Source organism: Oerskovia jenensis (assembly GCF_016907235.1).
Classification (GTDB): domain Bacteria; phylum Actinomycetota; class Actinomycetes; order Actinomycetales; family Cellulomonadaceae; genus Oerskovia; species Oerskovia jenensis.
On the sequence record NZ_JAFBBO010000001.1, the window covers coordinates 3,962,575 to 3,976,426 of the forward strand.

Sequence of the window (13,852 nt, forward strand, 5' to 3'; positions counted from 1 at the left end):
CGTCGGCGGGTGGGCCGTCAGGGGCGGGTGGCCGCCTCGAGCAGCTCGACGACGTGCACGTAGTCCTGCCCCGTCGCCCGGCTCAGCCCCATCTCGCACGTCCGGTTGCTCGACGCGTACGCGTCCGCGGTGCCGTGATCGCGCGCGTGGGCCGCGACCTCGGCGGCTTCCGTACGCGTCGCAGCCGCGGTGAGCTCGGGGTGGAGCATCCCGCGGTCGCCCGCGAACCCGCAGCATCCCGCGTCGAGGGGGAGGACGACGTCGTCGGCCACCGCGCGGGCGACCGCCTCGAGGTCGCCGACGACCCCCAGGTGGATCGACGAGCACGTCGGGTGCAGGACGAGCGAGCCCAGCGTCGTACCGACGGCCCGGGGGCAGCGGCCGCTCGCCTCGAGCGCGGGCAGGACGTCTCTGCGGACGAACGTCACGGCGTCCAGGACGCGCAGCCGACCGAACCACTCGCGGGCCTCACCGGTCAGGTGCGAGCCGATCCCCTCGAGCCCGTGGGTGCAGCTCGACGCGTCCGAGACGACGGGCAGCCTGCCGCCGTCGGTCGCGGCCCAGAGCGCGGCGAAGGCCCGTTCGGCCATCGCGGTCGCACCGTCGGTCAGCCCCTTGGAGACCCAGGGGGTGCCGCAGCACAGGCCCGCGATCGGCTCGGGGATCGCGACCTGGATCCCCGAGCGCTCGCACAGCGCGAGGAACGCCGGACCCACGCCGCCCGGGCTGGGAGAGTCCTCGGCGGGAGAGAAGAGCGAGCCCATGCAGGACTGGAAGAAGACGACCGACGCGTCGGCGACGGCCCCGGCCGACGCCACGCGACGCGGTCCCGGCCCGGGCAGGTCCGCACCGACGAGCGGCACGACGTCCGCGCCCAGCACGGCGCGCCCGACCTTCGAGGCCGCGGTCACGAGCGGGGTGGGCAGGCGGTCGACGACGCCGAGCGCCCCGCGCAGGCCCGTGACCGCGCCGCCCCAGTGCTCGGCCGCGACCCGCCCGGCGCGTTGGACGACGGCCCCGTGCCGTTGTGCGCGGCGGACCTTCATGACCTTGCCCGTGTCGATCCCGACCGGGCACGCGGTCACGCACAGCGAGTCCACGGCGCACGTGTCGACGGCCGAGTACTCGTAGGCGCGCTCGAGCTCCGCGCGCTCGGACGGGGGAGCCGTGACCATCTCGCGCAGGAGCGCGATGCGCTGGCGCGGGGTCGTCGTGACGGTCCGCGACGGGCACGCGGGCTCGCAGTAGCCGCACTCGACGCACCGGTCCACGACCTCGGCGAGATCGCCGGCCGCGGCCGTCCCGACCCGCGGCACGAGCTTGAGGTGCGTCAGGTGCGCCTCGTCGTCGTCCGTGAGCAGGACCCCCGGGTTGAGCAGTCCCGTCGGGTCGCACAGCGCCTTGACCTCGCGCATCACGGCGTAGAGGTCGTCCCCGAACTGCCGCCGGACGAACGGCGCCATGATGCGGCCCGTGCCGTGCTCGGCCTTGAGCGAGCCGCCTCGGTCGAGCACCAGGGTCACCATGTCCTCGGTGAAGGCCGCGAACCGGTCGAGCTCGCCGTCGTCGGACAGGCGCGGGGTGATCATGAAGTGCAGGTTGCCGTCCTTGGCGTGCCCGAACGTCACGGCGTCGTCGTAGCCGTGCTGGTCGAACAGGCCTCCCAGGTCGCGGACCGTCGCGGTGAGGTCGGGGACGGGGACGACCAGGTCTTCCAGCAGGGCCGTGCTGCCCGGCGCGCGGGCGCCGGCCACCGCGGTGTAGAGGCCCTTGCGCACGCGCCACAGGCGCCCGCGGGCCGCAGGGTCGCGCGTGAGCTCGGCAGGGGTCGCGAGGGCGAGGTCGCCGATGACGCGGCGCGCGGCCTCCTCGAACGGTTCGAGCCCCTCGGCGCTCGTGGCCTGGTACTCGACGAGCAGGGCCGTCTGGGTCGTGGCGGTCGCGAAGGCCCGCATCGACGCGTCGGCGAGCGGGTCGGCGGCCGCGACGCGGAGCGAGGCCGCGTCGAGCAGCTCGATCGCGCGCGCGCCCGAGCCGGTGACTGTCGCCAGGGCGTCGGTCGCGTGCTCGAGCGCGTCGAAGACCAGGAGGGTCGTCGAGGCCGCGGGCAGCAGCGGCACGGTCCGGAAGGTCACGTCCGCCACGAACGCGAGCGTCCCTTCCGACCCGACGACCAGGTGCTCGAGGATCGTGACGGGGGAGTCGTGGTCCACGAACGCGTTGACGCCGTAGCCCATGGTGTTCTTCATCGAGTACTGGTGCGCGATCGTCGCGCGCATCGACGCGCTCGCACGCACCCGGTCGCGCAGCTCCGCCAGGCCGCGGTGCAGCGCGGGCTCGAGGGCCCGCAGCCGCTCGTCCGCGTCCGGGGCGCCCGTGTCGAGCACGGTCCCGCTCGGCAGGACCAGGGTCATCGACTCGATCGTGCGGTACGCGGTGTCGACCGTCCCGCAGGCCATGCCCGAGGAGTTGTTCGCGACGACCCCGCCGATCGTGCACGCGATCTCGCTCGCCGGGTCGGGGCCGAGCCGCCGCCCGTGGCGCAGGAGCCGCCCGTTGACCGAGCGCAGCGTCACGCCCGGCTGGCAGCGCACGCGGGCGCCGTCGTCGAGCACCTCGACACGCGTGAAGCGCGTGCGCGTGTCCACGAGCAGGCCCGCGCCCGACGCCTGACCCGACAGGCTCGTCCCACCCGAGCGGAACGTGACCGACAGCCCACGGCGACGGGCCTCGGCGAAGGCCGCGACGACGTCGGGCACGTCGTGGGCGCGGGCCACCGCCTCGGGGCGCAGCAGGTAGTGCGACGCGTCGTGCGCCTGGGCGACCCGCGTCAGGAGGTCGGTCCGGATCTCGAGGGCCCGCGTCGTCGCGGCGGAGACGCTCATGCCCGGGCCTTGCGCTCCCCGTCGAGCCGGTGGGGCTGGACCGCGTCGTAGGTCGCCTTGAGGTTGGCGCTCGTCTGCTCGTACAGGCGCTGGGCCACGCGGACGAACAGGAAGTCGACGACCGCGAGCTGCGCGATGCGGCTCGACAGGGCGCCCGAGCGGAACTGCGTCTCGCGCGCCGTGGTGCCCAGGACGATGCCGGCCTCCTGGCCCAGCGGGGACTCGGGGAAGTTCGTGATCGCGACGGTCGTCGCCCCGCGCGCCTGCGCGATGCCGAGCGCGTGGTTCGTCTCGACCGTCTGCCCGCTGTGCGAGATCCCGATCGCGACCGCGCCCGGGCGCAGCAGCGCTGCGGACTGGAGCTGGAGGTGCGGGTCGGGCGCGGCGAAGCACACGAGCCCGATGCGCTGGAGCTTCTGCGCGAGGTCCTGCCCCGTGAGCTGGCTCGACCCGACGCCGAACACGTCGACGCGGGGCGCGGCCGCGACCGCCGCCGCGACCTGCTCGAGCGCGCCGAGGTCGAGCATGCGCGCGGTCTCCTCGATCGTCCGCGCCTCGTGGAACGCGATCTTCGCGACGACGTCCTCGGCCGTGTCGGTCTCGTTGATCTCGCCGTGCGCGACGTTCGAGCGCTCGAGCTCCATCTCGCGGCGCGACGTGGCCTGGGCGAGGTCGATCCGGAACTCGGGGTAGCCCGCGTAGCCGATCGCCCGGCAGAAGCGCACGACCGTGGCCTGCGAGGCGCCCGCTCGCGCCGCGAGCTCGTTGATCGTGGACCCGACGACGGCGGTCGGGTCCGCGAGCACGGCCTCCGCGATCCGGGCCTCGGCCGGGCGGAGCGTCGGCAGGGCCTGCCGGATGCGGACGAGTCCATCACCTGTCATGTCGGATCTCCTGTGATCGGTGCGGGGTGGCTGTCGGGGTGGCTGTCGGTCCGGGGGGCGGAGCTGGTGCTGGTACCGGTGGCGGGTGCGGGGTCCGGGTGAGGACCTCCGAGGCTCAGCCACGGCTCGTGCGCGACGAGCGCCGCGGTGCCCTCGGTGCCCCCGGGGTCCCCGGTGCTGCCCGTGCTCTCGGCGAGCAGCCGGGCCAGGTGCAGCGCGCCGTCGAGCGGGGTGCCCGCGGAGGGGACGAGCTCGGCGTCGGGGCGCAGCGCGGCGAAGCGACGCGTGAGCGCTCCCGTCAGTGACGGGCCCGCCGCCAGGACGCCCCCCGTGGCCGCGGCGAGCGGCGGCAGCCCGGGGACGAGGGCCGCCGCGAGCGACTCGGCCAGGTGCCGTCCGGCCTCGGTGAGGATCTGCACGGCCGCCGGGTCGCCCGCCGCGGCGGCTGCCGCGACGTCGGGCGTGAACGACCCGAGGACCTGGGCGCGGTCGGGGCGCGTGTAGAGCTGGGCGGGCCAGGTCGGGGCGGGGCCGAACCGTGCCGTGGCGGCGGCGAGCAGCGGGCGCGAGCCGCCCGTCGAACGACGGTCGTGCGCGGCGAGCGCCGCCCGCAGCCCGTGGGCGCCGATCCACGACGCCGAGCCGAGGTCGCCGAGAAGGTGACCCCAGCCGTCGACGCGCTGCCAGATCTCGTGGAGGTCCGTGCCCAGGGCGATCGTGCCGGTGCCGACCGCGACCACCGCGCCCGCCCGGCCGCTCAGCGCGCCGAGGTGGGCGGTCACGGCGTCGGCCGCGACCGCTGTGCGCTCGGCCCCGAGGCTCGCGCGGAGCGCGTCGTGGACGGCGGTCGGGTCCGGGACCAGGGTCGCGACGCCCGTCGCGCCGACCGCGGCGGCGGCGACCACGGGGGGCTCGCCGTGAGTCTCGGTCCAGGCCGTGACGAACGCCGCGCCGAGGTCGTGCACGACGTCGGCGACGTCGCTGCCGTCGGGTCCGATCGCGACCGGGCGACCGGTGAGGCTCGTGCGGTGGGCGTCAGGGGTGGCGGCGAGGTCGGTGTCGGGATCGCGCTCGAGCCGGGCCGCGACCAGGCGGCTGCCGCTCCCGCCGACGTCGATCGCGACGATCCAGCGGGGGGAGCCCGTGGCGGTCCTCGCGACGTCTGCACGGGCGTCCGGGCGGCCGGGGGCGGCGTCCTGCATGCTGGTCACGCCTCATTGTGGCATGAAATTTCACAACAGCGCTAGCGTGCGGAGAAAAGTGCCACGGCGTTCACCCGGCTCTGCCCGAGGGGGGGCCGCGGCGCCGTCGATCCGGTTCGCGGTCGCGCCCCGGCCGGTTCGCGGTCGCACCCCGGCCGGGTCTCAGCCGGGCCCCGGGCCGGGCCCCGGGGTGCGTCCCAGGCCGGGCCCTCGAGCGGGGGCCCGTGCCCTGGTGCTTGGAGGCTACTCCAGCGTGTGGCCCAGGTCACCACGAGTCCCGCGTCCAGGAGGCCCGTGGAGCGGCGGCTCGCATCCTGCGGCACGTACCGTGGAGCCCATGAGAGGCGAGTACAAGGTTCCCGGTGGCAAGCTCGTGGCGGTCGACGTCGAGACCGACGAGGGGAGGCTGTCCCGCGTCGCGCTGAGCGGAGACTTCTTCCTCGAGCCCGACGACGCGCTCGACGACATCAACGCCGCCCTGACCGGGCTGCCCGAGACGTCGACCGTCGCCGACCTGGCGCAGGCGATCGAGGCCGTCCTGACCGACGACATCACCATGGTCGGGTTCTCGCCCGAGGCCGTCGCGATCGCGGTGCGCCGCGCGCTCGGTCACGCGACCGGCTGGGGTGACCACGTCTTCGAGATCATCCACGAGGGACCCGAGCAGCCCGCGATGCACCTCGCGCTCGACCAGGTCCTGACCGAGGAGCTCGACGCCGGCCGGCGCGGCCCGACGCTGCGCATCTGGGAGTGGGGCGCGCCCGCGGTCATCATCGGGTCGTTCCAGTCGCTCGCGAACGAGGTCGACCCCGAGGGGGCCGCGAAGCACGGCATCACCGTGGTCCGCCGGATCTCGGGCGGCGGCGCCATGTTCGTCGAGCCCGGCAACACCATCACGTACTCGTTGACCGTCCCGGCCTCGCTCGTCGAGGGGCTGAGCTTCGAGCGCTCGTACGCGTTCCTCGACGACTGGGTGCTGGGGGCGCTCGCCGACGTCGGCGTGCACGCCACGTACAAGCCGCTCAACGACATCGCGTCCCCGGCCGGCAAGATCGCGGGCGCCGCGCAGAAGCGCCTGCGCGGGGGAGCGGTGCTGCACCACGTGACCATGGCGTACGACATCGACGCCGACAAGATGCTCGAGGTCCTGCGCATCGGTCGCGAGAAGATGAGCGACAAGGGCACCAAGAGCGCCAACAAGCGCGTCGACCCGGTGCGCTCGCAGACCGGCATGGCGCGCGAGGAGGTCATCGAGGCCTTCAAGGCGCACTTCCGGTCGCGGTACCGCACGGTCGACGGTGCCGTGACGGCCGACGAGCGCGCGCAGGCCGAGGAGCTCGTGCGCACGAAGTTCGGCACCGAGGAGTGGACCGCGCGCGTGCCGTGACGCGGTAGCCGTCGGGTCGTCGCCGGGTGACGCTCCGTGCCGTCGCCCGGCGCCCTCTGCTGGGGTCTCGTGCGGGGGCGAGCCCCCGTGGCGGGGCGCCGAGGTCACCGGCAGGTCACAACTTCGCGGCGGACTTCCCTCTGCCATCGTTTGGCGGTAATCTTCACGAACACCCAACCTGATGTAAGTTTGTTTCAGAGTCGAAGGGCCCCGACGATCCGGCGCCTTCACGAACGATCAGGTCCGCAGGGACGAACGGCTGGCCGCGACGCGGCAGCCGACCAGAAAGGAAGTCACGGCATGCAGCGACGCAGCACGGTGGCCGTCACGGGCACCCTCCTCCTGGCGCTCGGCCTCACCGCGTGTGGCGGCGGGGACAACAGCGGCGGCGAGGCCACGGGGGACGCAGCCTCCGCCGACCACACCGGCGAGACCCTCACCGTCTGGATCATGGAGGGCACCAACCCCGACGGGGACGCCTTCTTCGACGAGGTCACCACCGCGTTCAAGGAAGAGACCGGCGCCGACCTCCAGATCGAGTTCCAGCCGTGGGCCAGCGCGCACGACAAGTTCACGACCTCCATCGCGGGCAACACCACGCCGGACGTCGCCGAGCTCGGCACCACCTGGACCGGTGAGTTCGCCGACGTCGGCGCCCTGTCCGACCTGACCGACCGGATCAAGGACGCGGGCCTCGAGGAGGACCTCGTCCCCGGGCTCGTCGAGTCCGCGACGCTCGACGGCGCGCAGTACGGCATGCCCTGGTACGCCGGGGTGCGCTCGGTCATCTACCGCAAGGACCTCTTCGAGGCGGCCGGCATCGCGATCCCCACGACGTGGGCCGAGCTCCAGGCCGCGGCCGAGACGCTCAAGGCCGCGAACCCGGGTCTCATCCCCTTCCCGATCGCCGGTGACTCCCAGTACGGCGCCATGCCCTTCATCTGGGGCGCGGGCGGCGACCTGGCCGTCAAGGACGGCGACACCTGGAAGTCCGAGATCAACTCCGCGGACTCCGTCAAGGGCCTCGAGTTCTACACGGGTCTCGCGACCGACGCGGGTCTGTCGACCGCTGCGGCCACGACGTGGAAGGAGACCGACCTCCTGTCGAACTTCGAGCAGGGCAACGTCGGCATGATGATCTCCGGCAGCTGGACCCCGGGCAAGATCCTCACGGACGTCCCGGACATGGCCGACAAGATCGGCGCGTTCCCCATCCCGGGCGAGACCGACGGCCTGTCGGACTCGTTCCTGGGCGGCTCGCACCTGGGTGTCTTCGCGGCCAGCGAGAAGCAGGACCTCGCGTGGGAGTTCGTCGAGATGATGACGACCGGCGAGTTCGCGCAGGAGTGGGGCAACCAGTCCGGGTACTTCCCCGGCCAGACCTCGCTCCTCGAGAAGGTCATCGAGGAGAACGACCCGCTCGTCGCGCCGTTCGCCCAGCAGATGGTCGAGGCCGGCGCCTCGGTCCCGGTGACGCCGCTCTACGGCCAGATCCAGGGCAAGAAGACCGTCGAGACGATGCTGCAGTCGATCCTCTCGGGCAGCGCCACGGTCAAGGAGGCCGCGGACACCGCGGCCGCCGACATGAACGAGACCTTCGGGTCCTGACGAACCCATGGCAGATCTGCACCAGGTTCCCGGCGCGTCGGCCGACAAGCTGACGCGCCGGGCTCCGGCCCCGGTTTCTCCGTCCACCCCGGGCCGCAGCACGGGCCGGCGCGGCATGCACGGCGCGCTCGGCCACAAGTCTCCGCTGCGCCCCTGGCTGCTCCTGGCCCCCGCGCTCGGTGTCCTCGGCATCCTGCTCCTGTGGCCCCTGGCCCGCGTCGTGATGATCTCGCTGCAGGACTACGGCCTGCGGCAGATCGCCTCGGGCGAGTCGAACTACATCGGCTTCGACAACTACGCCGCGATCTTCGGTGACTCGTTCCTGTGGACCGTCGTCCTGCCCAACACGATCGGCTTCGCGGTCGCGTGCGTGGTGCTCACGGTGGTCCTCGGTACGGCGGTCGCGCTGTTCCTCAACAACCTCGGGACGTTCTGGCGCACGATCTGCTCGACGGCGATCATGGTCGCCTGGGCCGTCCCGGCCATCACCGGCACGTACGTGTGGATCTGGATCTTCGACCCGCTCAACGGTCTGGTCTCCTCGGTGCTCGACTCGGTCGGTCTGATCGACCCGGCGACCACGAACTGGTTCACCGAGCGCCTGAGCTTCTACGCGATCGCGACCCTCAACGTCGTGCACCACGGGTTCCCCTTCGTGGCGATCACGGTCCTCGCGGGCCTGCTGACGATCCCCAAGGAGCTGCACGAGGCCGCGATGATGGACGGCGCCACGCCCTGGCGCCGGTTCTGGACCATCACCGCGCCGATCCTGCGCCCCGTCTTCGCGGTCGTGACGATCCTGTCGACCATCTGGGACTTCAAGGTCTTCACCCAGATCTACCTGATGCCCGGCGGCAACGGCGGCAACAAGGAGGTCTTCAACCTCGGCGTGTGGTCGTACATCCAGTCCTTCGCGCAGGGCAAGTACGGGATGGGCTCGGCGATCGCCGTGCTGCTCACCCTGATCCTGCTCGGGATCACCGTCGTGTACATGCGCACCCTGTTCAAGGAGGAGGAGCTGTGAGCGCCCTGACCGGTACCCCGTCCAGCACCCCGCGCACGGCCGGCCGCGCGGGTCGCACGGAGGCCGCATCGATCGACGGAGACGCCCCGCGCCCCCCGCAGGTCCTGCGCGTCAAGGCACGCAAGCGTCCCCTGCCCACCGCGGGCAAGGTCGTGGGCATCGTCGCGCTGCTCGCCTTCGCGCTGTTCCCGGCGTACTGGATGTTCTCCTCGGCGATCGACCCCGAGGCCGCGACCCGTGGCGCCCGGCTCCTTCCCGCAGGCGTCACGTGGGACAACTTCGTGACCGTGATCGACGACGGAGGGTTCGGCAACTACCTGCGCAACTCGATCGTCGTCGCGATCGGCGCGGTCGTGTTCTCGTCGGTGCTCGCGCTGCTCGCGGCCGTCGCGGTGAGCCGGTTCAGGTTCCGCTTCCGCAAGTCGATCCTCGTGCTCGTCCTCATGGTGCAGATGGTGCCCCTCGAGGCCCTCGTCATCCCGCTGTTCCTCCAGATGCGCACCCTCGGCATGCTCAACTCGCTCCTGGGTCTGACGATCGTCTACATCGCCTTCTCGCTGTCGTTCGCGATCTGGATGCTGCGCGGGTTCGTCGCGGCCGTCCCGGTCGAGCTCGAGGAGGCCGCGTACCTCGACGGCGCCTCGTGGGGCCGCATGTTCTGGAAGATCCTGCTGCCGCTCGTCGCCCCCGGCGTCGTCGCCACGAGCGTCTTCTCGTTCATCACCGCCTGGAACGAGTTCATCTTCGCCCTGACCTTCCTCCAGCAGTCGGCCAAGTACACCGTGCCGATCGGCCTGCAGAAGTTCTTCGGCGAGAACACGACCGACTGGGGCGCCGTCATGGCCGCCTCGACCCTCATCACGCTGCCCGTGATCGTCTTCTTCGTCCTCGTGCAGCGCAACCTGTCCTCCGGCCTGACTGCTGGGTCGGTGAAGGGATGACCACCGTGCACCACGACGCGCTGCGCGCCGTCAACGGCGTCCTGCTCCCCGGTTTCACGGGGACGGACGCCCCGGACTGGCTCCTCGCGGCCTGCGAGGAGGGCCTCGTGGGCGTGATCTACTTCGCGTACAACACGCCCGACGTCGCCACGACCGCCCGCCTCTCGGCCCGCCTGCACGAGGTCTCGCCCGACCTGCTGATCGCGATCGACGAGGAGGGCGGGGACGTCAGCCGCCTCGAGGCGGTCACGGGGTCGAGCATCCCGGGGGCCGCTGCCCTCGGGGCGGTCGACGACGAGGACCTCACCGAGCGGGTCGCGCTCGCCCTCGGGCGGCTGATCGCGGCGACCGGGGTGGACCTCGACCTGGCACCCGTGCTCGACGTGAACTCCCGCACCGAGAACCCCGTCGTGGGGGTCCGTGCGTTCGGCGCGACGCCCGGGCTGGTGTCCCGGCACGGCGCCGCGTTCGTGCAGGGCCTGCACCGCGCGGGCGTCGGGGCGTGCGGCAAGCACTTCCCGGGGCACGGCGCGACCGACGTGGACTCCCACCTGTCGCTGCCCGTGGTCGACGACTCGCTCGCCACGATCCGCGAGCGCGACCTGCCGCCGTTCCTGCGGGCCTTCGAGCCCGACGTCGACCTCGACTCGATCATGACCGCGCACCTGCTGGTCCCCGCGATCGGACCGCGACCCGTCTCGCTCGAGCCCGCCGCCGCAGCCCTGGCGCGCGAGCTCGGCTTCGAGGGCCCCATCATCACCGACGCGCTCGACATGGGCGCGGTCACGGGCGGTGACGGGATCGGCGAGGTCGCCGTCCAGGCCATCGAGGGCGGCGCGGACCTGCTGTGCCTCGGCACGACGGTCGGCCGCGACGACGAGGCGCTGTTCCGCCAGGCGCAGACCGCGCTCCTCGCCGCGGTCGAGGAGGGCCGGGTCACGATCGAGCGCCTCCACGAGTCCGCGGCCCGCACCGCGCGCACGGTGCGCCGGGTACGCGAGCTCCAGACCGCCGCGGGGGCGACCTGCGGTCCCGTCGAGGCGACGGCCGCGCTCGAGGCGCTCGCCGTCGTCGGGCAGGAGGCCGCCGAGCGGGCCGTGCGCGTCCACGGTCCCGCCACGCACCTCGACCCGTCCGGCCCCGCGCCCGACGTCGTCGACCTGCGCCAGCGGTTCGACCACGCCGCCGGGCGCACCGCCCAGCACGTCCAGACCGCGCTCGTCGCGGCCTTCCCGGACACGGCCCTCCACGCCTTCTCCGACCCGGCCGGGTGGGAGGGCGTGCTCGTCGCGGTCTCGGCGCGGCAGGCGGACGGCCCCGCTCGACCGCTCGTCGTCATCACGCGCGAGCCCGTCCCGGGCAGCCGCGAGGCCGGCATGCTCGACGCCCTGCGCGCCGCCCGGCCCGACCTCGTCGCGGTCCACACCGGCTTCCCCGACGCCGTCCCCGCCTGGTTCGGCGACCGGACCACCGTCGTCGTCGCCTGCGGCACCGGACGCGCGAACGCGTGCGCCGCCGTCGGACGGCTGACCGCGCTCACCTCGGAGGTACCCCGATGATCGTCCTCGGCCTGTCCTCCGGCACGTCGGTCGACGCGATCGACGCGGCCGCCGCCGACTTCCACCTCGGCCCCGACGGGGTCCTGCGCATGCGGCCCCTCGGGCACACCGAGTACGAGTGGCCTGCCGCGCTGCGCGAACGCATCCTCAAGGCGCTGCCGCCCGCCGCGGTCGACATGGGCGAGGTCACGCAGCTCGACACGCTCATCGGGCAGGAGTTCGGCAAGACCGGACGCCAGGCCATCGACGACGTCGCCGGCGGTGACGTCGACCTGGTCGCCTCGCACGGGCAGACGCTGTACCACTGGGTCGTCGGCGCCCGCGCGCACGGCAGCCTCCAGCTCGGCAACGCCGCCTGGATCGCCGAGCGCACCAAGCGGCCCGTCATCAGCGACTTCCGCGTCGCCGACATCGCCGCGGGCGGCCAGGGCGCGCCCCTCGTGAGCGTCCTCGACGCGCTGTGGCTCGGCCGCGACCCGCAGTCGCCCGACGGCGCGCCGGCCGGGCTGAGCGCGGCGCTCAACATCGGCGGGATCGCGAACGTCACGCTCGTCGGCGAGGTCGAGGCGCCCGTGACCGGGTGGGACACCGGGCCCGGCAACTGCCTCATCGACCTGGCGGCCCACGAACTCACGGGTGAGCCGTTCGACCGCGACGGCGCCCTGGGCGCCGCCGGGACCGTGGACCAGGCCGCGCTGCGTGCCCTGCTCGACGACCCGTACTTCGCGGCCAGGGCCCCCAAGTCGACCGGCCGCGAGCTGTTCGACGCGACCTACGTGCCGCGCAAGCTCGCGTCCGTGCGCCCCGACCTCACGGGTCCCGACCTCGTCGCGACCCTCACCGAGCTCACCGCGGTCACCATCGCCGAGGGACTGCTCAGCGTGGCCCAGGCCGTCCCCGCCGACCGGCGCCCCGGGGGAGACGCCACCGCCGAACCCCAGCGGGAGGTGCGCCGCGTCGTCGTCTCTGGCGGCGGCGCGCACAACCCGACGCTGCTCGCGCGCCTGCGCGCCTACCTGCCGGGCGGCTGCGAGCTCCTCACGGCCGACCAGCTCGGCATGCCGATCGACGCCAAGGAGGCGTACCTCTTCGCGCTCCTCGGCTTCCTGTCGGCGCACGGCGTCGCAGGGACCGCCAAGGGGGCCCAGCGCCGGCGGTCGACCGGGGCGCGCCGCGCCGCCGTCCTGGGCTCGCTGACCCCACCCACCCCGCTCGTCTGGCCCGCGTTCACCGGGCCCATCCGCCGGCTCGTGCTGGCCAACACCCCGTTCGGGCTCGTCCCGATGCCGAAGGGAACGCACCGATGACCGAGACCCGCCCCGCGACGGACGCCGGACCGGCAGGACTCACCTCCGCCGACGAGGACTGGCAGGACGTGCTCCGGCTCGCCTCCCCGACCGAGGAGCGCAACCCGCGCACCACGGACATCGACCTGCTCCCCACGGCTGAGGTCGTGCGCCGCATCACCGACGAGGACGCGGGGGTCGCCGACGCCGTGCGCGCCCAGGCCGACCACATCACCGCGGCCGTCGACCTGGCCGTGGCCGCGCTGCGCGGCGGCGGCAAGGTCCACTACTTCGGGTCCGGCACGTCGGGACGCCTCGGCGTCCTCGACGCGGTCGAGCTGCTGCCCACGTACGGCGTGGGCGACGAGTGGTTCGAGGCGCACCTCGCAGGCGGCGCCGGCGCCATGATGCTCGCGGTCGAAGGGGCCGAGGACGACGTCGAGCTCGGACGCCGCGACGCCGACGGCGTGCGAGCGGGCGACCTGGTCGTGGGGCTCGCGGCCAGCGGCCGCACCCCCTACGTGGGTGGGGCGTTCGACGTCGCCGCCGAGCGAGGCGCCGCGACCGTGCTCGTGAGCGCCAACCCGCAGGCGCGCCTCGCCTCGCGCGTCGATGTCGCGATCCTCCTCGACACGGGCCCCGAGGTCGTGACGGGCTCGACCCGCATGAAGGCCGCCACGGCGCAGAAGCTCGTGCTCAACACCTTCTCGACCGCGACCATGATCCGGCTCGGCAAGACGTACTCGAACCTCATGATCGACGTGCGCCCGACCAACCAGAAGCTGCGCGCGCGCATCGTGCGCATGCTCGTCCAGGCCACGGGGCTCGGCACCGACGAGTGCGAGCAGGTCCTCGCACGGGCGGGCGGCGAGATCCACGTCGCGCTCGTGATGCTGCTCGCCGGCGTCGGGGTCGACGAGGCCCGCGAGGCCCTGCGCGGGGCCGGGGCACCCGGCGTGCGCCGCGCGCTCGAGCTGCTGGGGGCCTGAGCGCGAGCGGGTCGTCGGGCGGCCGACCGGGCACTGGGGCCCGGCCGGCGGCTCGGCGCTCGACGAGGCACGGCCGCCCGACGAGGC

General features: G+C 73.5%; 10 protein-coding genes. 7 read left to right on the plus strand and 3 right to left on the minus strand.

Annotation, left to right across the window (positions count from 1 at the left end; genetic code table 11):
- Positions 1 to 17: 17 nt before the first annotated feature.
- Genes JOD49_RS17670 through JOD49_RS17680 form a run of 3 tightly spaced genes read right to left on the minus strand, consistent with a single transcriptional unit; the run spans position 18 to position 4,971 of the window.
- Positions 18 to 2,885: an FAD-binding and (Fe-S)-binding domain-containing protein gene (locus tag JOD49_RS17670; RefSeq protein ID WP_205308332.1), complete on the minus strand. Its 2,868-nt coding sequence runs from the start codon at positions 2,883 to 2,885 to the stop codon at positions 18 to 20.
- Entirely contained in the window at positions 2,882 to 3,769 is an 888-nt protein-coding gene (locus JOD49_RS17675) for a MurR/RpiR family transcriptional regulator (RefSeq protein ID WP_030152170.1), read from the minus strand. Before JOD49_RS17675 ends, JOD49_RS17670 begins: the two co-directional genes overlap by 4 nt.
- Entirely contained in the window at positions 3,766 to 4,971 is a 1,206-nt protein-coding gene (locus tag JOD49_RS17680; RefSeq protein ID WP_239526683.1) for a BadF/BadG/BcrA/BcrD ATPase family protein, read from the minus strand. The genes JOD49_RS17675 and JOD49_RS17680 overlap by 4 nt, the downstream gene beginning before the upstream one ends.
- Positions 4,972 to 5,308: 337 nt before the next feature.
- On the opposite strand from JOD49_RS17680, the gene lplAB reads away from it, so the two are divergent.
- From lplAB to JOD49_RS17715, 7 genes are all read left to right on the plus strand, one after another.
- Positions 5,309 to 6,358: a lipoate-protein ligase LplAB gene (gene lplAB, locus JOD49_RS17685; RefSeq protein WP_205308334.1), complete on the plus strand. Its 1,050-nt coding sequence runs from the start codon at positions 5,309 to 5,311 to the stop codon at positions 6,356 to 6,358.
- 300 nt (positions 6,359 to 6,658) lie between these two features.
- Positions 6,659 to 7,966 (plus strand): sugar ABC transporter substrate-binding protein, encoded by a 1,308-nt coding sequence (locus JOD49_RS17690; RefSeq protein ID WP_205308335.1) that lies wholly within the window; start codon positions 6,659 to 6,661, stop codon positions 7,964 to 7,966.
- A gap of 7 nt (positions 7,967 to 7,973) precedes the next feature.
- Positions 7,974 to 8,990: a carbohydrate ABC transporter permease gene (locus tag JOD49_RS17695; protein WP_205308336.1), complete on the plus strand. Its 1,017-nt coding sequence runs from the start codon at positions 7,974 to 7,976 to the stop codon at positions 8,988 to 8,990.
- A gap of 104 nt (positions 8,991 to 9,094) precedes the next feature.
- Positions 9,095 to 9,931: a carbohydrate ABC transporter permease gene (locus JOD49_RS17700; RefSeq protein WP_372441362.1), complete on the plus strand. Its 837-nt coding sequence runs from the start codon at positions 9,095 to 9,097 to the stop codon at positions 9,929 to 9,931.
- Entirely contained in the window at positions 9,928 to 11,490 is a 1,563-nt protein-coding gene (locus JOD49_RS17705) for a glycoside hydrolase family 3 N-terminal domain-containing protein (protein WP_205308337.1), read from the plus strand. The genes JOD49_RS17700 and JOD49_RS17705 overlap by 4 nt, the downstream gene beginning before the upstream one ends.
- On the plus strand, positions 11,487 to 12,797 hold the full coding sequence (locus tag JOD49_RS17710; protein WP_239525252.1) for an anhydro-N-acetylmuramic acid kinase: 1,311 nt from the start codon (positions 11,487 to 11,489) through the stop codon (positions 12,795 to 12,797). Before JOD49_RS17705 ends, JOD49_RS17710 begins: the two co-directional genes overlap by 4 nt.
- Entirely contained in the window at positions 12,794 to 13,765 is a 972-nt protein-coding gene (locus tag JOD49_RS17715) for an N-acetylmuramic acid 6-phosphate etherase (RefSeq protein ID WP_205308338.1), read from the plus strand. Before JOD49_RS17710 ends, JOD49_RS17715 begins: the two co-directional genes overlap by 4 nt.
- Positions 13,766 to 13,852 lie beyond the last annotated feature (87 nt).